Source organism: Halorientalis brevis (assembly GCF_023077655.1).
The window spans coordinates 317108-341856 of record NZ_JALLGV010000004.1 but is presented as its reverse complement, the minus strand read 5'-3'; the positions used below and the strand labels follow the sequence as shown (position 1 = coordinate 341856).

The 24749-nt window shown below is 65.3% G+C and carries 23 protein-coding genes; 14 read left to right on the top strand and 9 right to left on the bottom strand.

All coding sequences use genetic code 11. The annotated features are described in order from the left end of the window. The first annotated feature begins 38 nt into the window (after positions 1-38). On the top strand, positions 39-683 hold the full coding sequence (gene deoC, locus MU553_RS09985) for a deoxyribose-phosphate aldolase (RefSeq protein WP_247377280.1): 645 nt from the start codon (positions 39-41) through the stop codon (positions 681-683). Between the two features lie 21 nt (positions 684-704). On the opposite strand, the gene MU553_RS09980 is transcribed toward deoC, so the two are convergent. Further along, entirely contained in the window at positions 705-2375 is a 1671-nt protein-coding gene (locus MU553_RS09980) for a spermidine synthase (protein ID WP_247377281.1), read from the bottom strand. Here MU553_RS09980 and MU553_RS09975 point away from each other — a divergent pair. Next, a complete protein-coding gene (locus MU553_RS09975) occupies positions 2374-3633 on the top strand; it encodes a tRNA (N(6)-L-threonylcarbamoyladenosine(37)-C(2))-methylthiotransferase (RefSeq protein WP_247377283.1) in 1260 nt (419 codons plus the stop codon). The genes MU553_RS09980 and MU553_RS09975 overlap by 2 nt on opposite strands. Positions 3634-3663: 30 nt before the next feature. Here MU553_RS09975 and MU553_RS09970 read toward each other — a convergent pair whose 3' ends face one another. The 3 genes from MU553_RS09970 to MU553_RS09960 form a co-directional block, all read right to left on the bottom strand. Continuing rightward, a complete protein-coding gene (locus MU553_RS09970) occupies positions 3664-4254 on the bottom strand; it encodes a methyltransferase family protein (RefSeq protein WP_247377285.1) in 591 nt (196 codons plus the stop codon). Positions 4255-4317: 63 nt separating this feature from the next. Beyond that, on the bottom strand, positions 4318-5253 hold the full coding sequence (locus MU553_RS09965) for a cation diffusion facilitator family transporter (protein ID WP_247377287.1): 936 nt from the start codon (positions 5251-5253) through the stop codon (positions 4318-4320). Positions 5254-5317: 64 nt separating this feature from the next. Then, on the bottom strand, positions 5318-5860 hold the full coding sequence (locus tag MU553_RS09960; RefSeq protein ID WP_247377288.1) for an HIT family protein: 543 nt from the start codon (positions 5858-5860) through the stop codon (positions 5318-5320). Positions 5861-6198: 338 nt separating this feature from the next. On the opposite strand from MU553_RS09960, the gene MU553_RS09955 reads away from it, so the two are divergent. From MU553_RS09955 to MU553_RS09945, 3 genes are all read left to right on the top strand, one after another. After that, on the top strand, positions 6199-6399 hold the full coding sequence (locus tag MU553_RS09955; protein WP_247377290.1) for a DUF7835 family putative zinc beta-ribbon protein: 201 nt from the start codon (positions 6199-6201) through the stop codon (positions 6397-6399). 608 nt (positions 6400-7007) lie between these two features. Next, positions 7008-8117, top strand: a complete 1110-nt coding sequence (locus MU553_RS09950; protein ID WP_247377292.1) for a DUF2334 domain-containing protein — start codon at positions 7008-7010, stop codon at positions 8115-8117. 74 nt (positions 8118-8191) lie between these two features. Then, positions 8192-9655, top strand: a complete 1464-nt coding sequence (locus MU553_RS09945; RefSeq protein WP_247377294.1) for a glycosyltransferase family 2 protein — start codon at positions 8192-8194, stop codon at positions 9653-9655. A gap of 119 nt (positions 9656-9774) precedes the next feature. On the opposite strand, the gene map is transcribed toward MU553_RS09945, so the two are convergent. Next, positions 9775-10668 carry a type II methionyl aminopeptidase gene (gene map / locus MU553_RS09940; protein WP_247377296.1) on the bottom strand — a complete coding sequence of 298 codons (894 nt, stop codon included), beginning with the start codon at positions 10666-10668 and terminating at the stop codon, positions 9775-9777. A 197-nt stretch (positions 10669-10865) separates the two neighbouring features. Here map and icd point away from each other — a divergent pair, with 197 nt between their 5' ends. After that, positions 10866-12128, top strand: coding sequence for an isocitrate dehydrogenase (NADP(+)) (gene icd / locus MU553_RS09935; protein ID WP_247377298.1), 1263 nt, complete (start codon positions 10866-10868; stop codon positions 12126-12128). A gap of 53 nt (positions 12129-12181) precedes the next feature. Here the strand turns inward: icd and MU553_RS09930 are convergent, their stop codons facing one another. Further along, positions 12182-12520 carry a cupin domain-containing protein gene (locus MU553_RS09930; protein ID WP_247377300.1) on the bottom strand — a complete coding sequence of 113 codons (339 nt, stop codon included), beginning with the start codon at positions 12518-12520 and terminating at the stop codon, positions 12182-12184. A gap of 103 nt (positions 12521-12623) precedes the next feature. Between MU553_RS09930 and MU553_RS09925 the strand changes: the two genes are divergently transcribed. Together MU553_RS09925 and MU553_RS09920 are read left to right on the top strand one after the other, a co-directional pair. Beyond that, the gene (locus tag MU553_RS09925) at positions 12624-13148 is read left to right on the top strand and encodes a DUF5817 domain-containing protein (RefSeq protein ID WP_247377301.1); all 525 of its coding nucleotides are present in this window, start codon (positions 12624-12626) and stop codon (positions 13146-13148) included. Positions 13149-13298: 150 nt separating this feature from the next. Beyond that, complete coding sequence (locus tag MU553_RS09920) at positions 13299-13715, top strand: hypothetical protein (protein WP_247377303.1); 417 nt, start codon at positions 13299-13301, stop codon at positions 13713-13715. An 11-nt stretch (positions 13716-13726) separates the two neighbouring features. Here MU553_RS09920 and hmgA read toward each other — a convergent pair whose 3' ends face one another. Together hmgA and MU553_RS09910 are read right to left on the bottom strand one after the other, a co-directional pair. Then, positions 13727-14938 (bottom strand): hydroxymethylglutaryl-CoA reductase (NADPH), encoded by a 1212-nt coding sequence (gene hmgA / locus MU553_RS09915; RefSeq protein WP_247377305.1) that lies wholly within the window; start codon positions 14936-14938, stop codon positions 13727-13729. A gap of 249 nt (positions 14939-15187) precedes the next feature. Then, positions 15188-16897: an alkaline phosphatase D family protein gene (locus MU553_RS09910; protein ID WP_247377307.1), complete on the bottom strand. Its 1710-nt coding sequence runs from the start codon at positions 16895-16897 to the stop codon at positions 15188-15190. A gap of 251 nt (positions 16898-17148) precedes the next feature. On the opposite strand from MU553_RS09910, the gene MU553_RS09905 reads away from it, so the two are divergent. The 6 genes from MU553_RS09905 (at position 17149) to MU553_RS09880 (ending at position 23224) form a co-directional block, all read left to right on the top strand. Beyond that, entirely contained in the window at positions 17149-18699 is a 1551-nt protein-coding gene (locus MU553_RS09905) for an amidohydrolase (RefSeq protein WP_247377308.1), read from the top strand. A gap of 170 nt (positions 18700-18869) precedes the next feature. Next, positions 18870-19991, top strand: coding sequence for a quinolinate synthase NadA (gene nadA / locus MU553_RS09900; RefSeq protein ID WP_247377310.1), 1122 nt, complete (start codon positions 18870-18872; stop codon positions 19989-19991). Between the two features lie 3 nt (positions 19992-19994). Beyond that, on the top strand, positions 19995-21551 hold the full coding sequence (locus MU553_RS09895) for an L-aspartate oxidase (protein WP_247377312.1): 1557 nt from the start codon (positions 19995-19997) through the stop codon (positions 21549-21551). Continuing rightward, entirely contained in the window at positions 21551-22366 is an 816-nt protein-coding gene (gene nadC, locus MU553_RS09890) for a carboxylating nicotinate-nucleotide diphosphorylase (protein ID WP_247377314.1), read from the top strand. Before MU553_RS09895 ends, nadC begins: the two co-directional genes overlap by 1 nt. Positions 22367-22473: 107 nt before the next feature. Beyond that, positions 22474-22686 (top strand): hypothetical protein, encoded by a 213-nt coding sequence (locus MU553_RS09885; RefSeq protein ID WP_247377316.1) that lies wholly within the window; start codon positions 22474-22476, stop codon positions 22684-22686. A 148-nt stretch (positions 22687-22834) separates the two neighbouring features. Continuing rightward, a complete protein-coding gene (locus tag MU553_RS09880; RefSeq protein ID WP_247377317.1) occupies positions 22835-23224 on the top strand; it encodes a DUF7475 family protein in 390 nt (129 codons plus the stop codon). Positions 23225-23257: 33 nt separating this feature from the next. Here the strand turns inward: MU553_RS09880 and MU553_RS09875 are convergent, their stop codons facing one another. After that, positions 23258-24679 carry an FAD-binding oxidoreductase gene (locus MU553_RS09875; RefSeq protein WP_247377320.1) on the bottom strand — a complete coding sequence of 474 codons (1422 nt, stop codon included), beginning with the start codon at positions 24677-24679 and terminating at the stop codon, positions 23258-23260. Positions 24680-24749 lie beyond the last annotated feature (70 nt).

Genomic DNA, 24749 nt, shown 5'->3' with positions numbered 1-24749 from the left:
CCGGCCACCTTTTTAACCAGGCGACTGTATGGGCGCGCATGGACGTGCCGGGACGGATCGACCACACGGTTCTCGGGCCGACGACGACGGACGAGGACGTGTTACGAGTGCTCGACGAGGCCATCCAACACGGGATGAACGCCTGTCTCCCACCGTGTTACGCGGAACTGGCCGCGAGCTACGCGCCCGAGACGACGATCGCGACGGTCGTGGGGTTCCCGCAGGGGCAGCACACGTCCCGCGTCAAAGCGACCGAGGCCGAACGGGCGTGGGACGCCGGCGTCGACGAGATCGATCTGGTCGCCAACGCCGGCCGACTGAAAGCCGGCGACGAGGACGCGTATCGCGACGACGTCGCCGAGGTCGTCGCAGCCGTGCCGATCCCGGTGAAAGTCATCGTCGAGGCGCCGTTGTTGACCGACGAGGAGATCGACCGCGCGTGTGCGCTCGCCGCCGAGGCGGACGCCGACATGGTGAAGACGGCGACCGGCTTCGCCGACGGCGGTGCGACGGTGGCCGACGTCGAACGCATGAGCGAGCACCTCCCGGTCAAAGCCAGCGGCGGCATCGGCTCGTGGGCGGACGCCGAGGCGATGCTCGACGCCGGCGCCGAGCGCATCGGTGCCAGTAGCGGCGTCACCATCGTCGAGGAGTGGCGAGCGGCGGCCGAGCAAGAGGGGTGAGTCGCTGTGGAACTGACCGGATCAGTCCGTAGTGTCGTTCGCCCGCTCGACCACGTATCGCTCCCCGGCCTGGGAGCGGAGTAACCGGTCGACGGGTGCGTAGTCGTCGCGGAGGATCGGTGCGTCTCCGACCGGCACGTTCGACCGATACTGCGAGACGGGTTCGGCGAGCTCGATTCCGACGTCGCGTTCGCGTTGCCGCCGCTCGAGTTCCGCACGCGTCACCCGAGTCGCGGTCTGCGTCGCGATCAACTCGATGTTCTGCCGTGAATTCCGGTCGGCGGTCGGGAAACTGTAGACCGTCGGGAACACCTGGTTCATGGTGCGGTACTCGGCGCGGTAGAACGCGGACCCCACGCCCGACCGCGCGGAGATGACGTTCGCGAGCACGACGCCGTCGTCTGTCAGGTGTGTCCTGGCCAGGCGCATGAACTCGACCGTGGTGAGGTGGTGTGGCGCTCGATCGGATCGGTAGGCGTCGACCACGATCAGATCGTACGTCCTGTTGGTCTGGTCGAGATACACCCGGCCGTCCATCGTGTGGACCCGGAGGCGATCGCTCTCCTCGACGTCGAAGTACTCTTTCGCGACTCGAACGACTTCCGGGTCGATCTCGACGACGTCGACGGTGGCGTTGTACTCCTCGACGAACCGTTTCGGCCCCGAGAACCCGCCGCCACCGATGAACAGGACGCGGTCGACCTCGGGGTCGTCTCGCAGAAGCAGTGGCAGGTGGAAATAGCGCGAATACTCGAAGACGTACCTGTCGGGCCGGTCCTTGTCCAGGGCGCCGTGTGGTGAGCCGTCGAGATACAGCGTCCGAATCCCGTTGTCGTCGGCGACGCGAAGGTCCTGATAGGCGGTCTGGGTCTGGTAGACCGTCGAGTCGCCGACCGTGGTCCCGACGGTCGCGAGGGTGAACGCACCGACCAGAAGCGCGAGGACCAGCACCGCGCCGCCCCAGTTTCTGGTGTCCGATCTCGGGGTGACCGTCGCAGCCGCACCGACCAGCATGAGACCGAACGCGAGTCCGATCGTGGTCACGTCGACCGAGGGGATCAACACGAACGTCGTTCCGAACGCACCGACGATGCTGCCGACGGTTCCCAGGGCGTAGACGCGTCCCGAGGCGGTACCGGTGCTTTCGGCTCTGTCGAGTTCGGCCGCGTACGGGCTGACGAACCCGATCAACACCGTCGGCGGACCGAAGAGGGCGGTGATCGGAATCACCGGCGCGTACCGCTGGGGGACGGGGAGCCCCGCCATCGCATCGAGAAACGGCTCGCCGAGGACGATCACCACCGCGACGCCCATCGCTGCGCCGAGCAGAACTGACGCCATCGCACTTCGGGACGCCTCGACGGCGGCGCGGACGCCGCCGATCCAGTACCCCAGGCTGAGGGCGGCCAGGAAGACGCCGATGATCGAGCCCCAGACGTAGATGCCGCTGCCGAACGTCGGTGCCAGGAGCCGACCGGCGAGGATTTCGAGCCCCATGCTCGCGACGCCGGCGATGAACACCGCGATTCCGGTCCGTGAAATCGTCGGCGCCGAATCGGCTGCCTGACGGTCCTGCGTCACGCGCGGTCGTACCGGGACCAGCGGGAAAACGATGCCGAGTTCGACCCGGATTCGGGAGTGCAATCCGTCGCGCTTTTGCTCGCCCAGCCGCGAGTAGCAGACGAGTCGCATGGCCCGCTATCACATCGAGACGTACGGGTGTACCTCCAACCGCGGGGAGACCCAGCAGATCGAGCAGGCGCTCCGCGAGGGGGGCCACCACCCGGCGGACGCCCCCGACGAGGCCGACGTGGCGATCCTCAACACCTGTACCGTCCTTGAGAAGACGGAGCAGAACATGCTCCGGCGGGCCAAAGAACTGGACGCCGAGACGCCGGGCGATCTCGTCGTCACGGGCTGTATGGCGCTCGCGCAGGGCGAGCTGTTCCGCGAGGAGGAGATCGACGCGGAGGTACTCCACTGGGACGACGTTCCACAGCACGTTCTCAACGGCGAGTGCCCGACGGTCACGCCGGACACCGAACCGGTGCTCTCCGGGGTCGTCGGCATCCTCCCGATCGCTCGCGGTTGCATGAGCGACTGTTCGTACTGCATCACCAAGCAGGCGACCGGCCGCATCGAGAGCCCGTCCGTCGAGGAGAACGTCGAGAAGGCGCGCTCGCTCGTGCACGCGGGCGCAAAGGAGATCCGAATCACGGGCCAGGACACCGGCGTCTACGGCTGGGACACCAACCAGGGAACGAGTCTCCTCCCGGAACTGCTGGACCGCATCTGTGACATCGACGGCGAGTTCCGCGTTCGCGTCGGGATGGCCAACCCGAAGGGCGTTCACGGCGTTCGCGAGGAACTGGCCCGAGTGTTCGCCGAGAACGAGAAGCTGTACAACTTCCTGCACGCGCCGGTCCAGTCCGGCAGCGACGACGTGCTCGCCGACATGCGCCGCCAGCACCACGTCGACGAGTACGTTGAGGTCGTCGAGACGTTCGACGAGTCGCTGGACTACTGGACGCTCTCGACTGACTTCATCGCGGGCTTCCCGACCGAAGAACCCGCCGATCACGAACAGAGCATAGCGCTGATGCGTGAAACCCGCCCCGAGAAGATCAACGTCACGCGGTTCTCGAAGCGGCCGGGCACCGACGCCGCGAACATGAAGGGCCTCGGCGGCCAGGTCAAGAAGGACCGCTCGAAGGAGCTGAGCGAACTGAAGATGGACCTCGTCGGCGAGGCGTACGAGGAGATGGTCGGTACCGAGCAGTCGGTACTGTTGATCGAGGACGGCACCGACGAGTCGCTGGTGGGCTACGACGAGGCCTACCGGCAGGTCGTCATCGCCGACGGCGAGGAGCGCGGACTCGAACTCGGCGACGTCGTCGACGTCGAGATCACGAGCCACAACACCGTCTACGCGTTCGGGGTGCCGAGCTAGCGATTCGGTCGTATTCCGGAGTCGACGGCGTCACCAGAGTCCCGGCACCAGCCGGTAGGGCGTTCGCTCGGCGTACTCCTCGTACGCGTCGCCCAGTTCCGCGCGCAATAGCTCCTCCTCGACGGTGATACGGTACCAGTACCCGACCGCGAGGGAGACGGCAACGACCGCGAGACTCAGCCAGTTCGCGAAGACGACGCCGATTCCGAGATAAGACAGCGTGCTCCCGAGGTAGCTCGGGTGGCGGACCCAGTGGTACGGGCCGTCTTCGATCACGGACTGGTCGTCCTCGACACCGAGGTCGACCGTGAAGTACCGTCCGAGTTTCTGAACGGCGCACTCCCTGAGTACGCCGCCGGCGATCAGAAACACGATGCCGAACCAGAAGGCCGGTCGCGGAGCTCTCATCGCTGCCCACGGTGCGACGTAGTGAAAGGCGACAGCTGCCACGATGCCTGCACTGGTGAGAGTGCCGAGTACGAGTTTCGAGTGGCGGCGTTCGCGCCGGACCGCACCCGTTCGTTCCCGGCCCAGCAGTCGTGCGTTCAGCAAGACCCATCCAAGGAACACGGCGTAGAACACGTACGTGTATGGAGGGGTGTCGATCAGCGACGGGGACATAGTCTGGTGTTAGTCGGGCACTCTGGTAAGTGTTGGTGGCGCAACTCGAACGCACTGGGGCGCTCACGAGTCGCCGTCTGCTTCCGGTTTCCGGCCGACGAGACGGTCGATCTCGGCGTCTTCTTTCCACTCGCCGAGTTCCTTGGGGTCGACGTGGACGAACACGTCGTCGACTTCCGGGAGCGCCCGGATCGACTCGATGATGGCCGTCTCGATGTCGTGGGCTTCTAGTAACGTCCGGTCGCCCTCGACTTCGATGTGGAGCGAGACGTCGATCTCCGGACCGACGTAGTGGGCGATGACGTCGTGGGCGCCTTCGACTTCTGGGTGAGCGAGCGCCCGACGGACGATTTCGGCGCGGAGGTCTTCCGGCGGCGCGGCACCGACGAGGTAATCGAGATTGTCGCGGACCACGTCGACGCCGGTCGCGAGGATGCCGATCCCGACGAGGGTCGCAGCCAGCGGGTCGAGCAGTGGGAAACCGGCGGCAGCACCGGCCACGCCGACGAGCGCGGCCCCGGCGGTGAGGATGTCGAGTCGGTTGTCCTTCGCCGTCGCGATGACGGCCGGCGAGTGGTGCTCGCGGCCGATCTTGAGACAGAACCGGTAGAGTACGTACTTTGCGGCTGCCGCCCCCGCTAGGACGCCGATCGCGATCGGGTTCCGGGTGACGGTCACGTTCCCCGTCAGGAGTGCAGTCCCCGACTGCCAGATGACGGCCGCGCCGGCGGCGAAGATCCCGAGCGCGATGAACAGGCCGACGAACGGTTCGATGCGCTCGTGGCCGTGAGGGTGCTCGAAGTCCGGCGGCTGCGTCGTCAGGTAGATCCCCGCGAGGATGACGACGCTGTAGACGGAGTCTGCGAGGCTGTTGACGGCTTCGGACCCGACGGCGAGACTGCCGGTGACGTACCACGTCGCACCTTTCGCCAGCGCCAACAAGAGGTTGACACCGAGGACGACGACGGCGACTCGTCGAAGGGCCGAAGACCGTGCCATTACCCACCCTTTCGAAACGTGGCACTAAAAGTCGCCCGTGGCTGTCTGCGCGTGCGCAGTGATCTCACTCGACGATCACTGCCTGGTCCTCGCCGGGGACTGTGACGCCGTCCTGCTCGCCAAAGGCTCCGTGCAGTCGTTCCCAGGTGTCTGCGACGGCCTCGACGATCACCTTCGTGTCGCTGATGACGGGCATGAAGTTGGTGTCGCCGTCCCAGCGAGGGACGACGTGGGTGTGGAGGTGATCGTCGATGGACCCGCCGGCCGGCCCGCCGCCGAGGTTGAGGCCCGCGTTGAACGCGTCCGGTTGCAGTGCCGTCTCCATCGCCTCGATCGTTCGCTGTTTGAGTCTGGCGTGATCGAGCAGGACCGCCTCGTCCAGGTCCCGGTAGTCGCCGGTGTGCTGGTGGGGAATGACCATCGCGTGCCCCGGGTTGTACGGGTAGTTGTTCAGCAGGACGAACGCGTGCTCGCTCCGGGCGACGAGCCGGTTTTCGCGATCGTCCTCCCAGTCGGGGAGTTCGCAGAAGACGCACTCCTCGACGTCCGCGTTCTCGTCCGACCGCTCGATCCAGTCGATTCGCCAGGGGGCGAACACCTGCTCCATAGGGGTCCTGTGACCCCGACTCGCATAACGGCCACGGACACTCCGTCTCGGAGATAGTATTGCTCCTGAGAATCGGATACCCCGAGTATTGGCGCCGAAACCCGACCAGAATCAAAGTCTGAAAACAATCGACCGGTTCTGGGCGAATGCGACTTATAAATCGTTCGGCCGTTTTCATCGCTGGGAGTCAGATGGGGGCCTTAGAACGGTCCTTGAACAGTTTCGACGACTCTCAACGTCTCAGGGACAAAACCGCAAGAAGGCGGCCGAAAAACGGTATGAACGGAGCCGAACGAAATGGGGTTTTTATGCTCCCATCGTCGGTACGCCACGGTGTGATGTCAGCCACCGACGGCACGTTCGATGGGATGACCGAACACTGTGAACACTGTGGACGTGAGACACCACACGACGTCTCCGTTCAGATCATGACGGAGAGTTCGAATCCCGAGAACGCAGAGTACTCGCGTGAACCGTACCGTGTGAGCGAGTGCCGTATCTGTGGCGCCCAAACCGCGCTTCGCATGAACAACGCGTGAGCTGACATCCGGTTCATCCCGCTAACTTCCTCCCCTTGCACACTTCTGGAATGGATGAATGTGGTAATGTCTGACGCTTACCGGGATTACAGGTGACGAGTTGTGTCCGGACTGTTACCATTTTTTTAACAATTCCCGAACTGGGAAGTGTATGCTGAGTGACACTTCCTTCAACTACTTTGTGACTTCCGGGCCCGTCTCGGTGATTGGAATCGGACGTCGACGCTGGGGTAAAGACTGTCTGTCCGGAGTCGTCTGCTGTATAGACAACCGCTTCTACACTTCACTCGCCAACGTGATTTCTGCTGTGAGTGATTGTAGGTTGTACATGGAGTAAATTACAACGACAATGTATGTAGTACAAACACCCCTCAATGTCGGAACCCGGTGGCATCCGCTCGTGTCGAGACTGCGGGGCGGAACTCGTTCGGATCACGGCAGTCGAACACTCCGTCTGCGGGTGTATCAAACCAGAATCGGCCTTTCAGGCCGCGGCTGCGTGCCCTGAATGCAGCGACGACTACACTGCTGCCACTGACGCGTTTGTCGAGGTCGCCACATATTTCGTCTGCTCGAAGTGTGACGAGCGGTTCGGAGTTGCAGAGATCGTGACTCAATCCCCGAACGAGACGAATGACGACGTGGTCGAAGCCGTCGGAGAGTATTCTCCGGAGGCCACTGGCGACGCGTCACTACCCGACGGGGAACCCCGCGACCACGGACGTGGTGGATATCTTCCGCTCTCTCCTGACGCGTCCGTCAGTCTCCGGCGCCGTCTCCTTACTGGTGTCGTGCTCGTCGTCATCCTCACGATCTCGATAACAGGGACGCTCGTGGCTGGACCGTACGTGAACGCTCCCGCCGATGCCAGTCCGCCGACGCACCGGGTTCAGACGATCGTTATCTTCCGGAACGACGACATACAACCGTACTATCGGACGGAGACGATGCGCGCAGTGGACCGGATCTTTGTGGAGGAATCCGTTCCCGTGACGCAGGGTATCATTCCGATGACCGGTGACCGTCCTATCGACGAAACAGACGATACCTGCACGTATCTGCGACGACGACACCGACGCCACCCTGAACTGTTCGAGTTCGCTCTTCACGGCTACACGCACGAGAAATTGACAGCGTTCTACAGCGGTAGTGAGTTCGGCGGGCTCTCGCCCCGAAACCAACTCGAGCGCATCCAAAAGGGGACGAAAATCGTCAAGCAGTGTGTTGGCGAGCGACCAGAGACGTTCGTCCCGCCAATGAACACCTACGATAATACGACGGCGAAGAAAGTCGCTCAGGTCGGCTATCAAACGATCTCTGGTGGTAGCTGGTTCACCCGCGAGTACTACGGGAAGACGTCGCCGTTCCGGGCACACGGAGTGTCCCACGTCCCGAACTCGGCGTCGTTCGTCGCAGACTGGTCGACCAATCGATTTCGGAACGACACCGAACTCACTGACGACTTCGACCGCGCGTATCGCAACGGGACTGTCTATGTACAGATGATCCACTATCCGACGTTCGACACTCCGGCCAAGCGGGAGCGACTGCGCCAGTTTATCGACTACATGCAGTCGAAAGAGGGCGTCGCGTTCATGACGGTCGATCAGTATACAGACGGCATTCAGCGTGGGACGATCCGTCGCGTCGACGATGGGTGGATCGTTCCGTGCACCGCAGACTGTGACCGTACTGTGAGGTCCGGGGCTGCGGGGTGATCCGGATGGAGAGCTCTCTCGCCTCACTTCGGACCTGGAGAGACCGCATCGACTGGGCCTCACTGGTGGTGAGCGTGCCGTTAATCATACTCGGCTGGCTCCTGCTGGCAGAGACGGACCGTCGCGTCGTCTTCGCACTCGCCGTGTTCACTGGACTGTTAATCGGGTACCTGATCTGGTCGTATGTGGTCGTCCGCTACACTCGACGACTACAGGGTCTGTTCACGTTCCCGCATCTCGTCGTCGCGCTCGTCGGGTGTGGCATCACCACTGCCTGGCTCGGGTGGCTTCCGACAACTGCTGCCGGCCTCGTTCACTTCCTGGCGCTGTTTCTCGTCCTGACGTCACTCTGGTTCATGTTCCCACTGGCGACGATCCACACCACCACCAGCCACACCGCGTTCGACGCCGACGAGCAACTGCCGACGATTAGCGTCATCGTTCCGGCGTACAACGAAGTCGGGTACATCAGACGAACCGTGTCGGCAATCCTCAACGCCTCTTATCCGGCCGAAAAAGTCGAGGTCGTCGTCGTCGACGACGGGAGCACCGACGACACACTCTCGGAGGCCCTTTCAATCAGTGACGAACGAGTCCAAACCGTTCACAAGGAGAACGGCGGGAAGTATTCAGCACTCAACTACGGACTGTTGTTCGCATCGGGCGACGTCGTCGTCTGTGTCGATGCCGACAGCGTCATCGCCGACTCGGCGCTCAAAGCTGCGGTCTCGCCGTTACTGGCTGATCAGTCGATCGGTGCCGTCGCCGGGAGGGTCAAGATCGAAAACGGCGGATCGCTGATCCTCGCTCTGCAGCGGTTGGAGTACATCGTCGGCCTGAACGTCTACCGGCGCGTTCTCGATTCGTTCGGGACTGTCCCGATCGTTCCCGGTTGTCTCGGTGCCTTTCGCCGGGAGGCGATCGAAGACGTCGCTGGCTACGACCCCGAGACGCTCACTGAGGACTTCGATCTCACCGTGAAATTGCTGCGCGCTGGCTGGTCGGTTCGAACGAGCGAGGCGACCGTGTATACTGAAGCACCGGATACCTGGTACGACCTGTATCTCCAGCGGATGCGCTGGTACCGGGGAAACGTCATGACGCTCTTGAAACACTGGCGTGTTGCACTCGACCACCGATACGGCTACCTTCACCGAATCTCGTACCCGATGCAGGTCGTCGAAATGTTCGTGTTGCCGCTGGCGAGTTGGATTATCCTCGGCGTTCTCGTTCAACGTCTCCTCGCCGGCGACGTGGTCAGAACAGTGGCGATGTTCGCGGTCTACACCAGCGTGGTCCTGGCCATCTCCGTCTTCGCAGTCAGCGTCGAGCGGGACGACCTGTCGCTGTCAGCGCTCTCACCGCTGTTCGTTATCGGCTACAAACATTTCCACGACCTGCTCGTCTTCAAGAGCATCCTCGAGGTCTGCCTTCGCAGGGACCTCGATTGGACGGGGCCGAGACGGATTCTCAACCGAGAGCAAACCGACAGTGTCCCGGAAGAACACTCGTCAGCCGAAACGCGATCGGTAGATTGAGGTCGCCGATTACCGTGTCTCCCTGTTGCGATTTCGTTACGCAACTACCGTCCTCATCGAAATCGTTGACTCACCGTGTGACTCGATAGCGGACGGTCCGTGGCTGCTCGTCAGCCGCATTATAACTCCGTCGTCACTTCACAGCCGTCCTCGGTGACGATGATCGTGTGTTCTTTCTGGCTCACCAGACAGCCGTCCTCTTCTTTGAGAACGGGGTAGCCGTGGAGGATGTTCTGCTGTTTCAGGCGGCGGACGGCCATCTCCGCGCGCGAGGTGTCGAGCCAGCGGGTCGCGAACGGGAGCGTCCGGAACTCGTCGGTGATCTGCTTGAGCGCTTGGCGCGCCTGGCGGTTGCGGACCGAGCCGTCGTTTTCGAGGGCGAAGATTTCCTCGTCGCTCCCCTCGCGGACCTTCCCGGCGCCGTCGGTGGCGAACGGCTCGATGGCGACGACGTCACCGACCTCGAACTCGATGCCCTGATCGACCGCGCGGTTCGGGATGTTCGGTGGCGTGTGCTGCTCCCAGTGGCCGAGGCCGTGGCCAGTCAGATTCACCACGGGGTTGTAGCCGTAGCCCTCGATGACGTCCTCGATGACCGCGCCGACCTCGCCGGTTTCGACGCCGGGTGCGACCGTATCGAGGGCGGCCTCGAGCGCCTCCTCGCTGGCCTCTGCGAGTTCGGGGTTCCCGGAGAGGTCGACGGTGACGGCGGTGTCGGCCAGCCAGCCGTCGACGTGGACCCCGATGTCCAGGTTGACCATGTCCTCGCCGAACGTGCTGGTGTCGTCGATGCTCGGCGTGGCGTGGGCGGCTTCCTCGTCGATGCTGATGTTGACCGGGAACGCCGGCTCGCCGCCGAGTTCGCGGATGCGGTCCTCGGCCCACTCGGCCACCTCCAGGTGGCTGGCACCGACTTCGACCTTCTCAACGGCTTCGTTGCGTACCTGCGCGAGGATCTCACCGGCCTCCCGGTTTTTCTCGTACTGCTCGGCGTCGAGGTCCACGTCTGTCATACACGCTCGTTCGGCGAAGGGCGGCAAAGGACTTGTGTTCGGCGCGGTTCCGGCCGGCAGCGACGGGTCGGTGCCCACGCGGAAACTGGTCGGATGCGCCGCGTCGTCGGTCGCATTGCAAATAATCTTCCCGAAAGTTGTCGAGAGTTTCCCTAGAAGCGGTAGGCCTTTTAGCCCGACGTGTGAAGTTCGGCCATATGTCCTACGAGAAGGTCGATGTGCCCGCGGACGGCCAGAAAATCGAGGTCGTAGACCCGGACAACGACGAACTCGACGTGCCGGAGAACCCGATCATCCCCATCATTTACGGTGACGGCATCGGTGTGGACGTCGGACCGGCAGCACAGCAGGTGCTGGAAGCCGCTGCGGAGGCGACCGGACGCGAGATCAACTGGATGCGCGTGTACGCGGGCGAGAGTGCACGCGAGAAGTACGACGAGAACCTCCCGAACGACACCACCGAGGCGATCCGGGAGTTCAACGTCGCGATCAAGGGGCCGCTGACGACGCCCGTCGGCGCAGGCTTCCGGTCGCTGAACGTCGCGCTCCGGAAGAAGCTCGACCTGTACACCAACGTGCGCCCGACGTATCACATCGAGGGCGTCCCGTCTCCGGTCAAGCGCCCGGACCAGATGGACATGGTCACGTTCCGGGAGAACACCGAAGACGTCTACGCCGGCATCGAGTGGGAAGCCGGCACCGAGGGCGCCGAGAAAGTCCGTGACTTCGTCGAAGACGAGATGGGCTTCGACAGCACCATCCACGACGGTCCGGTCGGCATCGGCATCAAGCCGATCACCGAGTTCGGGACCAAGCGCCTCGTCCGGAAAGCGATCGACTACGCGCTCGAGAACGGCCGCGACTCGGTGACGCTCGTCCACAAGGGGAACATCATGAAGTTCACCGAGGGCGCGTTCCGCGACTGGGGCTACGAGGTCGCCGAAGAGGAGTACGGCGAGGAAGTCATCACCGAGGACACGCTCTGGGAGGAGCGCGACGGCGAACAGCCCGAGGACGCGGTCGTCGTCAACGACCGCATCGCCGACAACATGCTCCAGCAGATCCTCACGCGCACGGAGAACTACGACGTGCTCGCCCTGCCGAACCTGAACGGCGACTACCTCTCCGACGCCTGTGGCGCCCAGATCGGTGGTCTGGGCATCGCACCCGGTGCGAACTTCGGTGACGGCCGCTGTCTGGCCGAACCCGTCCACGGCTCCGCACCCAAGTACGCGGGCCAGGACAAGGTGAACCCGACCGCGATGATCCTCTCCGGGAAGCTCATGCTCGAGTACATGGGCTGGAAGGACGCCGGCCAACTCGTCGTCGACGCCGTCGAGGAGACGATCAAGTCCAAGCACGTCACCTACGACATCGAGCGCCAGATCCAGAACGGCACCAAGCTCGCCTGCAGCGAGTACGCCGAGCGCGTTGCCGACAACATCCGCGACCTCGCCTAAACCGACCGGATCACGCCCCGATTTTTTGCCGCGGTCCCACCGACCACCAGCCGTTACTGTGCCCAGTCGGGGTCGGGCCGCGCCGGCGCGAACACGTCGAGCCCGCGAACCGGGTCGTCGCCCCGGTTGACGGCCGCATGTGGCTCCTCGCTCGGAATGGCGTACGACTCGTTCGCCCCGATGACGAACTCCTCCCCTGCGACCTCGAAGACGAGCGTGCCGTCGTACACGTAGCCCAGTTGTTCGTGTTCGTGGCTGTGTTCGGGGACCGTCGCGCCGGGTTCGACGTGGAAGTGCTGGATGCTCATTCGGTCGCCCGCCACGAGCTGCGTGAGGTGGACGCCCTCGACCACTTCGACCGTGTTCCCCGCGGACAGCGTCTGTGTATCCATGGAGCGCCACATCGAACGGCGACCACCTAAGCCTTCCGCGGGAGCTGCGACCCCCCGACCTCTCGTCGGAGGATTCAATGGGCGTCACCTCCCAGCCCCTGCCATGTACGCCGTGGTCGGGTGCAGCGAATGCAGCGCGCTCTGGGTCGTCGAGGGACGGCCCGAGCGCAGCGAGTGTCCCCAGTGCGGGACGACTCGCCAGTACGCCAAACGCAAGCAGTTCGTCACCACCGAGGACCCGGACCACGCCCGCGAGGTCCGCGCGGCGATGCTCGCCAAGCGACAGGGCCACGAGGACGCCTTCGCCGAACTGGATTCGTTCGCCGAGATGGACACGTACGTCGACGAGGTCGGCGTCGACGACGAAGAGTACCTCGAAGGCTCGGGGATCGACGCCGACGAGGTCGCCGCCGCCGGGAAGCGCGTCGAACAGGGGAGCGGCGGCGGGCAGAGCCGGAAAGATCTCGTCGTGCGTGCGCTGCGGGACCTCGACCAGCCGACCGAGGACGACGTGGTCGGATACGCCACCGACCGCGGCGTCCCCGCCGACTACGTCCGAGACGCCCTCGACAAACTCGCCCGCCGCGGCGAGGTGACTCGGAGCGACGGCACGTATCGGCTGCTCTGATCGGCTGTCGTTCCGCGGTCGGCCCGTGGCAGTCGCTTCACTCTCTGGTTCGCTGACGCGTTCAGCCGAATCGCAGCGACATGATTGTCCGATAGAAAATTTCACTGGCCAGACTGCGACATTTATCGGTGAAACTGTGGACCAGTAGTCATGGACGAGCAGACGGGATCGACCGTGAGCGTATCGATCTACGGACTGTGGGGGCTGCTGGTGCTGGGGACGCTGGCGGTCCTGACGGACGTGTCCCTGTCCCGGCCGACGGTGCTCGGCCTCCGATTCCACCGCGTCGGGCAGCTGTTCTTTTTCCTGGCGTTCGTGATCGGCGCGGTCGGCTTCTCGCAACTCGGCTACCGTCGGTACACGTTCGGGTTCGCGTTCCTGGCGGCTGGGTGGGGACTGCTGTTCGCCGACCGACTGCTCGGTGCGGAACTCGGCGACCTGTTCATCCCGGGGCTCGTCGTCCTGTTCGTCATCGGGATGGCGCTGCTGCTCGTGGGAATCGTCTCCGACGAACAGGCGCAGGAGGTACTGGTGCCGACCGCGGAACCGCTCGACGACGTCGGGTGAATCCAGGCCCGCTATCGTCCGAGTTCTTCGTGGGCCGAGGAGAGGTGACTCGACGCCAGTGCCCCGAGCAGGGAGAGTTCGCCCGCGAGTGCGCCCGTGGCGATGACCTCCGCGAGCGCGTCGGCGTTGCTGCCGGAGGGGTCGCCGCCCCCGCGGACCCCGACGACGTCCAGGGCTTCGGCCTGCGTCGGGAGCTTCGTCCCGCCGCCGACCGTTCCCACTTCGAGGCTCGCGATCGTGACGCTGGCGTACAGCCCCTCCTCGCGGGCTTCGACCGTCGTGATGGCGTTGGAGCCTTCGACGACCTGGGCGATGTCCTGCCCCAGCGCGAGGAACGCCGCGGCGACGACGTTGGCCGCGTGGGCGTTGAATCCCAGACTGCCCGCTTTGGCCGACCCCACCAGGTTCTTTCGGGTGTTGGCCTCGGCGATGGCGTCCGCGGTCGTTTTGAGTTTCGCCTCGACCTGGTCGTGCGGGATGAGCACGTCGGCTGCGACCGTGCGACCGCGCCCTTCGACGGCGTTGATGGCTGCTGGCTTCTTGTCGGTACAGAGGTTGCCCGAGAGCGCGACGAGCGAGGCCGGCGTCTCGTCCTCGACGAGGTCGCAGGCCTCCTGGGTGGCGATGGTGGCCATGTTCATCCCCATGGCGTCTTTCGTGTCGTAGACGAACCGGAGGAAGACGGAGTCGCCGACGACGTACGGCGTCACGTCGGTGAGCTCGCCGTGGCTCGTGGTTGACTCTGCGGCCTCGGCCAGGCGGTCGACGTTCTCGCGGGTCCAGGCGGCGACCGTCGCTGCCTCGCCCACGTCGGCGACGCTGAACACCGGGGCGCGGGTCATCCCGTTTTTCAGGACGCGAGCGGTCGCGCCGCCCGCTTCTCGGATGGCCGAGCAGCCGCGGTTGACGCTGGCGAGCAGCGCGCCCTCCGACGTGGCGAGCGGGAGGTAGTGTTCCTCGTCGGCGGCTTCGCCGTCGACGGGGACGGGGCCGACGACGCCCATCGGGACCTGCGCGCCGCCGATCATGTTCTCGATGTTCGGTTCGGCGGCCTCGGCGTCGAAGGCGTACTCGCCGACCGTCGAGAGGTCGGCGCCGGTCTCGGCTTCGAGCAGTTCCCGCCGGGCGGCGGCTGCCGTCTCGTGGTCTGCGTGGGCCTCCAGTTCGTGGAGCCGGAGCTCACCGTCGCGGACGCGGTCGGCGAGGGCACTCGGGTCTGTCATTGGACGTGGTGTCACACCCAGCCCTCCTAACAATTGCCGATTCGTCGAAACTGGTGGTGTGGGACGAACCCACACCGGATGCGTCGAGTGAGAACTGCGGGTTGGCGTGGCGGTACGGCTTTGCTGTGACCGGAGCGTGCAAGACGACGACGGGTGTGGCACGTCGCTCCGTCGCCGTACCAGTACGGAGCGGCGCTGTCGGCTTGAGGGCTTGCGGTTCGTGCGACTCGGTGGCACAACCGCGGTCGGCTAGCTGCGATTCAGCCGGACTTCTCCTTCGGGGACGCTGAAGGCTGCGAGTTTGTGCTTGCTGGCGCTGGTGGAGTCGACGGTCTTGTCCACGGCGTAGGCGGTGTACTCGCAGGCGTCGGGCGTGAACTCGACGACCGCGTAGCCGTGATGGAAGCTATCGAAAAACTGCAGGTGCGGGTTGTTCCGGAGGATGGCACTCCGGGCGAGATCCTGGGCGAACGGGTTGTCCGAGATGTCGCCGGCCTCTGCGAGATTCATGCTCGTGAGCGCCGGCGTCATCAACTCGACGCCGACGCGGGCGTCGGGGTCGGGCGCCTCGTCGTAGTCCGTGCGCATGTAGCCCGCCAGGGCAGTGTGGAGGTCGCCCGTCAGCGCGACGAAGTTGTCGACGTCCTGGCGGTCGAGATAGCGCATGATGAGCCGGCGCTCGGTCTCGTAGCCGTCCCAGGCGTCGCCGTTGTCGAACTGCTTTTTCCCGTTGTACTCGGTGTCGAGGTGCATGTTCAACACCTCGTTGGCCCAGGCCGTCCAGGTCGTCGCGTCGTCGGTGACGGCGTCGGCGAACCACTCGCGCTGGGCGGCGCCCAGCATGGTGTGGTCGAGGTCGACGCTCCCCGGTGCTGACAGGGCGGCGTCGGAGACATCGACCCGTGGGTCCTCGTCGGACTGGGAGCGGAACAGTCGCTCGTCGGTCACGACCAGGTCGAGCAGGTCGCCGAAGCGAAACGACCGCCAGAGACGCAGGCGGTCGTGTAAGTGCGCCGCGTCGGGGTCGTACTGGACGCGGACCGGCATGTACTCCCACCACGCCTGGATGCCGTCGGCGAACAACTGGCGCATGAACGCGGCGTCGTCGTTTCGCGGATGTGCGCCCTTTCCCGCCTTCGGTCGCCCCGCCTCGTAGTCCCAGTAGCGGTTGTTCACGATTTCGTGATCGTCCCAGGTGGCGATCATCGCGTAGCGCGCGAGCGCCTGCTGGAGGAACCGATCGGAGCGGTAGGTCCGATAGAGGTGTCTGAAGTCGGCCAGGTTCCACGCGAGCCCGTGCCCGCTCGGGAGCGTGATCGACCGTCCGTCGTGCGTCGAGTCGCCCGCCCACTCGTAGATGAAATCGCCCAGGTGGAGCAGGTAGTCAAGGTCTTCGGCGGCGAGGTGGTTGAAGGCGCCGTAGTAGCCCTTCCGGTAGTTCTGGCAGGTGACGACGCCGAACCGGACGCTCTCGGGCGACGATCCGGCCCGCGGGAGCGTGCGACAGCGGCCGATCGGCCCGTACACGTCGTCGTAGACGAACTGGTAGTGGTACTCCCGATCCGGTTCGAGGTGGCCGGCGAGATCGACCTTGACGGTGTAATCCCTGTCCGGGAGACTGTCCGTCTCGATCGACCACAGCGGCCCGAACGCGTGGAAACCACTGGCGGCGGTCATCTGCAGGGTCAGCTGACCACCGCTACTGTAGGCGTCCGGGGCGATGCGGGTCCAGAGGACGACGCCGTCGCTCATCGGATCGCCGGATGCGACGCCTTGCGGGAACACCCGGTCGGCGTCAGGGTCGGGTTCGACCGGCTCCGGTTCCCCCGACAGCGACTCCGTGGGCAGTGACCGGCCCGACGGGTCATTGCCGAGTGCGTCGACGAGCGCGGCGCCGGTGGGGACGCCACCCAGGGACCGCAGCACGTCACGCCGATCAGCCGTCGGTTCCTCCGTCACGGGTTCACCTCAGCGGGATGGCGAGAGCCGGCACTCATCGGTCCGTGGTCCGACCCTGGTTCCCTGCGCTGGACGGTGCACGACGGCGGCGAGCGAAGCACGTCCATCGACTGGTAGTGTACGGCTACGATCCAAAAATAGACTGTGGTGGGTACGGCAGCTGACAGTCCCGCCGTCGTCGATCGCGGCCGCGTTCGGTAAACGCCGTTTACCCCCCAACGGTTAGGTCGCTGCCGACCGCTGTCGTGGACATGACCGGGGCAGCCGATCGCGTCTTCACGAACGGCCGGGTTCACACGCTGACCGACTCCCCATCGCGCGCGGAGGCCGTCGCCGTCCGCGACGGCGCGATCGTTCGCGTCGGCAGCGCCTACGAGACTGCCTTTCTGGAGGGCGTCGACACCGACGTGGTCGATCTCGAGGATCGCGTCCTCCTGCCGGGATTCGTGGACGCTCACACCCACCTCGCGCTCGTCGGTCACTACCTGGTGGACGCCGACCTCTCGCCGGCCGCGACGCCAGCCGAGTGTGTCGATCGGCTTCGCGCGGTCGGCGACGCCCGCGAGGAGTGGATCTTAGGCTTCGGCTACGACGAGAGTGCCTGGGACGACCGCCGGTACCTCACCAGTCGGGACCTCGACGCCGTGAGTGACGAGCGACCGGTCGCGGCGTTCCGCGAGGACCTCCACCTGGTTTCCCTCAACTCCGTCGCCTTCGAACGGGTCCGGGAGGCGGTCCGCGACGAGAACGTCCACACTCGAAACGGGGGGCCGACGGGCGTCGTGACCGAGGCAGGGACCGACGCCGTCTGGGAGGCGGTGGGGCTGACGCGGTCGGCGGCCCGGGACCTGCTCCGGGCGGCCCAGGCGCGAGCCCACGAGGTCGGCGTGACGACCGTCCACGACATGGTCCGCCGACGGCCGATTCCGCGGGCCTACCACGACCTCGCCCGTGCTGGCGACCTCACGCTCCGCGTTCGACTGAACTACTGGGACGACTACCTCGACGCCGTCGAGGCGACCGGACTGGCACCCAATCACGGGAGCGACCGATTGCGCGTGGGCGCGATCAAAACCTACTGCGACGGGTCCATCGGGAGTCGCACGGCGAAACTCTCGGCTCCGTACGCCGATGCCGAGGAGAGCGACGCTGGCGAGGGGGACGCGGCCGGCCAGTGGCTCCGGGACCCCGACGCTCTCCGGGCGTTTGCCGACCGCGTCGACGACGCCGGGTTGCAGGCGGCCGTCCACGCCATCGGCGACGAGGCCATCGGGGCCACGCTGGACGGGTTCGTCGAGACCGATGGGACGGCTCGGCATCGCATCGAACACGCGGAGGTGCTCACGGACCCCCTCGTCGAACGGCTCGGTGCGTCGGACCTGGTCGTGTCCGCCCAACCGAACTTCCTGAAGTGGGCGCGCGACGACGGGCTTTACGACAGACGACTCGGACGAGACCGCCGGCAGGCCACGAACCGCTTTCGCGACCTCCTAGACGCGGGCGCGGACCTGGCGTTCGGCAGCGACTGCATGCCCCTCGATCCGCTGTTCGGGATCCAGCAGGCCGTCACTGCGCCCGGTACTGGCCAGCAACTCTCGGTAACCGAGGCCGTGCGGGCGTACACTCGCGGCGGAGCATACGCGGGATTCGACGAGGATCGCCTGGGTACCGTCGACGTCGGACAACGGGCTGACTTCACCGTCCTGGAGCGCTCCCCGTGGGCGGTGACCGACGCGGAGATCGGCGAAATCAACGTGGCGATGACCGTCATCGACGGCGAGATCGTCTACGACGGGCGCTGACGCCATCGAAGACAGGAATCCACTTTCGACTCTCCATGGGTGATTAAATCTCGATTACTGCGGCAACATCTGCCAGATCAGCCACCATAGCCGAATATTGAAGGCAAAATCTTTTCAATATGTGCGTTCGTTCATTCCAATACTCAACAAGGTGGCCGACCGTGCCGGAAATGGAAACAGCCCAATTCGAGACTGACCTCAGTCTCTTCAAGTACGACAACTTAGAACAGCTCCCACCGGCGTACCGGGACTTGGACGAGGACGAACGCACAGAACGCATCGAGGCCGCGCTGGACGAACTCGGCGACGACGTGGTCATCCTCGGCCACAACTATCAGCGCCGCGAGATCGTCGAGCACGCCGACTTCATCGGCGACTCCTACCAGCTCTCGAAGGAGGCTGCCAACGCCGACGCCGAGTACGTCGTCTTCGGCGGCGTCACGTTCATGGCCGAATCGGCGGACATCATCACCGACGACGACCAGAAGGTGATCCTCCCGAGCATGGAGGCGTCCTGTCCGATGGCCGGGATGGCCGAAGCGCTGCAGGTCGACGCCGCCTGGGCCGAGATCACGGCCGAGACGGACGACGACATCATCCCGATCACCTACATGAACTCCTACGCGGACCTCAAGGCCTTCTGTGCGGAACAGGGCGGCCTGGTCTGTACTTCCTCGAACGCCCACAAGGCCTTCGAGTACGCCTTCGACAAGGGCGACAAGGTCCTGTTCCTCCCCGACAAGCACCTGGGAGAGAACACGGCCCACAGGCTCGGCATGGAAGACGAGATCGTCGAGTGGGACCCGTGGGATCCAGAAAGCAAGGACGCCGCCGCTGCCGCCGAGAACGACATCATCCTCTGGGACGGCTACTGCCAGGTCCACGAACGGTTCCGCGAGAGCCATATCGAGGACGTCCGCGAAGAACACCCCGACGTGAACGTCGTCGTTCACCCCGAGTGTCGCCGCGAGGTCGTCGAAGCCGCAGACGTCGTCGGCTCGACGTCGACGATCACCGAGACCGTCGCCGACGCCGACCCCGGCGAGCAGTGGGCGATCGGGACCGAGATTCACCTGACGAACCACCTCAGCCGCTGGCATCCCGAGGTCGACGTCATGCCGCTGTGCGGTGACGCCTGCATGGACTGCAACGCGATGCGCCAGATCGATCCCAACTACCTGGCGTGGGTCCTCGAAGAGCTCGTCGAGGGCCGCGAACGGAACGTCATCCGGGTCGCGCCCGAGGAGAAAGAACTCGCACAGGTCGCACTCGACCGGATGCTGGAGATCTAACCCATGAGCGAGAAGACTACTGACGTCCTCGTCGTCGGGTCCGGCATCGCGGGGCTCGCGGCAGCACTCTCCGCCGCTCGCGAGGGTGCCGACGTGACCGTCGCGACGAAGGCGAAACGCCCGGAGGGTGCCTCCTCGTGGTGGGCACAGGGCGGCATCGCCATCGCGCGGGACGACCCCGAGCAGTTCAAGGCCGACATCGTCGAGGCCTCCAGCGACACGGCCGATCCCGAGGCCGTCGACGTGCTGGTCGAACACGCGAACGAGGCAGTCCGTGACGTCCTGCTGGAGACGCTGGACGTCGACTTCGATGAAGCAGACGGCGACGCGGAGTTCGACTTCGGCCGCGAGGCCGCACACTCGGAGAACCGAATCCTGCACGTCGACGCCTCGACGGGCAAGCACGTCCACGTCCCGTTCCTGAACTACCTCGACGAGCAGGACAACGTCGAGATCAGAGACGACACCGCCGCGCTCGAACTCGTCCGCCACGAGGGGCGCGTCTACGGCGCCGTCCTCGAATCCGAGGGCGAGTTCGAGCCGTACTACGCCGGCGCGACGATCCTGGCCACCGGTGGCATCGGCGACCTCTACCCGCGCTCGACCAATCCCGACGGCGCTACGGGCGACGGGATCGCCATGGCCGCGCTGGCCGGGGCGGACGTGACGGACATGGAGTACATCCAGTTCCACCCGACCGTCTGCGTCGATAGCGAGGTGCGAAGCACCTCGAAGCGGAGCGGTGGAACCGCGGAGCGCGACAGCCCCTTCCTCGTCAGCGAGGCTGTTCGCGGCGAGGGGGCCGTCCTCCAGAACGGGGATGGCGAGCGGTTCATGCCCGACTACCACGAGGACGCCGAACTCGCGCCCCGCGACGTGGTCGCGCGCGCAGTCAAGACCGAACGCGACGAGACGGGCGAGGTGGTGCTGGACGTCTCTCCGCTCGACTTCGAGGGTGAGTTCCCGGACCTCGCAGCCAAGTGTGAGGACCACGGCGTCGACTGGGAAGACGGCATCCCCGTCGCACCCGCCGAACACTTCCTCTGTGGTGGCATCGAGGTGGACGACCGCGGGCAGTCGTCGCTGGATCGCCTCTACGCGGTCGGCGAGTGTGCCCGGACGGGCGTCCACGGTGCCAACCGCCTCGCCTCCACGTCGCTTCTCGAAGGACTCGTCTGGGGACTCCGCGCTGGCGAGGACGCCGCCGGCACCCCCGTCGAGACGATCGAAGCGCCGGACCTGCTCCAGCGCGACCCGGAACTGCCAGAGCAGTTCGCCCGCGAGAAGTTCCACCGCCTCCGTCGCGTGATGGACGAGTACATCGGCCTCGAACGCGAACCCGAGGACCTCACCCGCGCGATGGCCGTCCTGCGTCGACTCAAGGGTGAGGTCGACGCCTACACCCGGACGCGGACCTCGCGGTCGCTGTACGAACTCCGCTCGGCTGCGGTCACCTCGCTGCTGATCGCGCGGCAGGCCGCCGAGAACGACGAATCCGTCGGCTGTCACCACCTGGTCGAACCGGATCAGGAGACGGCCGAACCACACGCCGACGACTGATGATTCCCGACTCGAAGATCGAAGACTGGCTGCGGGAAGACCTGGGCCACCACGACGTGACGAACCTCGTCCCCGGTGAGACGACTGGCCGGCTCGTCGCCAAGGACGACGGCGTCGCCGCCGGTCTCGACGCCGCTGTCGCCGTGTTCGAGTATCTGGGCGTCACCGCCCAGCAGCAGGTCGAATCCGGTGACCGAATCCGGGCCGGCGACACCCTACTCACGGCAGACGGTCCTGCACAGGACGTCCTGCGCGGCGAGCGGGTGGCGGTCAACGTCGCGGGTCACGCTTCCGGCATCGCAACGCGGACGCGACGGGCCGTCGACGCCGCACATGGTGTGAGCGACGACGTGTCGATCGCAGGCACTCGCAAGACGACGCCCGGCCTTCGGGGGATCGAGAAGCGAGCCGTCGTCGCGGGCGGCGGCGACACCCACCGGCTCGACCTCTCGCACATGGTGATGGTCAAGGACAACCACGTCGCCGAGATGGGCATGGAGGCGGCCATCGCCCACTTTCGAGAACGGGCCTCCTTTGCGACGAAGGTCGAAGTCGAGGTCGAACAGCCCGCGGACGCACCGCGAGCCGTCGAGGCTGGCGCGGACGTCGTCCTCCTGGACAACATGACGCCGGCCGAGACCGAGGCGGCGGTCGAACTGCTCCGAGACGCCGATTCGTCGGTGCTCGCCGAAGCCTCGGGTGGGATCACCATCGCCGACGTCCCCGACTACGCGGGCACGGGCGTGGACGTGATTTCCATGGGGTCGCTGACGCACTCGGCTGACGCGCTGGACTACTCGTTCCGGACTGGCTGACGTTCCGTCCCGTCTGTAGCCTGGTTTCGGTTGCCGTTCCCACGACCCGGGAATGTAGCCCCTCCTTCATGTTGGCTGGCGACGTAGTTACACCTGAGGTGACGACGATGACGACAATCAAAGAGACGGTGACGGGCGTGGCGCTCCTGGCGATCGGGACGATACTCGCGGCGCTCGTCCTCGTTCAGGGGCTGTTCGCCCAGCCGCCGATCGCACTTCCCGTGGCGATCCTGGCGATCGGTGCCGGCATTGCCACCCTCGACGTGCCCGAACACGCCGACCGGCCCGCCCCCGTCGGAACGGGACGGCGGCCGGCGTGACACTTCGGCAGACCATATCCTGGCTATACGTATTCTTCCGTGACTACCGAACTATTTTACCATTCTCCGGAGATAAGCCGACGAACGTACGATAATTCGACAATTGGGAAGCAACCGTCAATTACGGTGGCGGGCAACTCGAACCTGTATGTCACATCAGATGTTGGAGCGACCGATCACGCTCACGTCCAATCCGGGACTGTTGGGTGGGGCTGTCCTCCTCGCAGCGATTTCGGGTGGAATTCATCTCTTGCTCGCCCTCGAGGAGTGGGGCGAACCCGGGGAGGCAGTGCCGTTCCTGCTCGCGGGAATCGGCTTTTTCCTCGGCATCGCCCTGCTGCTGTTCACCGAGAAGCGACGGCGCCTCCTCTCTCTCCTGGGGGCCGGATTCACCGCTGTGCAGGTCCCGCTGTGGGTGCTGGGCGGGATGGACGAGTTCACGATCGGCGTCGCCGACAAAGTCGTGCAAGTGCTGCTCGTCGCAGTCCTGCTGTACGCGTTCGTGCAGAGTTCGAGACCGACGGAGCGCCCGCGGTAGTCTCGCGCTACCTGACGGTATTTTCACGCAGCGTTACTGGTTTGGCGTGATGTTCTGATTGCGTCGGAACAGGTTGTCGGGGTCGTACAGTGCTTTGAGTGCGGATAGCCTGGCGTAGTTGTCGCCGAAGAGGATCTGGGCGGGGTCTTCGTTGAACCCCGGGAAGTTGCCGTACTGACCGCCGGCGACTGCCAGGTCTCGTGCCGTCTCGATTCCCTCGCGAACCCAGGCGACGTTCTCGTCGTCGTCGGCCGGGTCCTCCCAGTTGGCCTCGTAATTGAGCAGGTAGGGCTTGTCGCGGTGCCAGAACGCCGTCTCGTCCTGGTCCGGATCGGCGATCGCGCCACCGAGATGCCAGACGTCGACCGTCGAGAGCTTCGACGGACTCGCCAGTCCGTGGTCGATCATCTGGTCGATGACCGCGTCGGTGAGGTCAGTGAGGAAGACCGACTTCCAGTAGTAGCGCAGCCCGTCGGGGTAGTCTTCGTCGAGCATCGTCTGTAACTCGGTGTAGTCCATCGCCCCGCTCAGGTCGGCGATCGGCTCGGCGAGGCTCCGGAGCGGCTCGAACGTCTCCGTCGCCTCGTCCTCGCTCCCGTCGTAACAGCCGAGGAAGACGACGGCTGGCTCACCCCAGGCAGCTTCTGGGAACTCCTCAATGTCGGGCACGTGGGCGGTGAACGGCAGGACGCTGGCTTCCCTGGGTGCGTCGGCGGCCCACTCGCGGAAGCCGTGGAGCGCGTCGCGCCCGTCGTCGCCGTGGTACCAGACGAACAGTGCGAACACGTCGGGACTGATGGGATGGAGGTCGTACTCCAGCGAGGTGACGACGCCGAAGTTCCCGCCGCCCCCTTTCAGCGCCCAGAGGAGGTCGCTGTCGGCCTCCTCGCTGGCCGTCCGCACTTCGCCGTCGGCGGTCACGACCTCTGCGGACCGGAGGTTGTCACTGGCCAGGCCGTACTCGCGTCGCAGGTGCCCCATGCCACCGCTCAGGGTCAGCCCCCCGATTCCGGTCTGTGAGACCACGCCGAGCGGCGTCGCGAGCCCGTGCAGCTGGGTTTCGCGATCGACGTCGCCGAGCGTCGCGCCACCCTCGGCGCGAACCGTCTGCTCGCGGCGATCGACGTGCACGCCGTCCATCTCCGAGAGGTCGATGACGAGCCCGCCGTTACAGGTCGCGTTGCCCGAGACGTTGTGGCCGCCGCCCCGGACCGCAGGCAGGAGGTCGTGGTCGCGGGCGAACTCGACGGCTGCGACCACGTCGGCCGTCCCGGTACAGCGCGCGATGGCGGCGGGAAACTTGTCGATCATCCCGTTCCACACCTGCCGCGCCTCGTCGTACGCCTCGTCCTCCGGTGTGACGAGAGTCCCCGCAAGCGAGGCACGGAGCGTCTGTTCGTCACCTTCCGGGAGGTGTTCGATCTGCTCGGTCTCTGGCTCTCCTGTCGACTTCATCCCCGCGGATAGGAGCTCAGAGCGCTTAGTTAGCAACGCGCTGTCTGACGAAAGAACGCCTTGCCAGCCG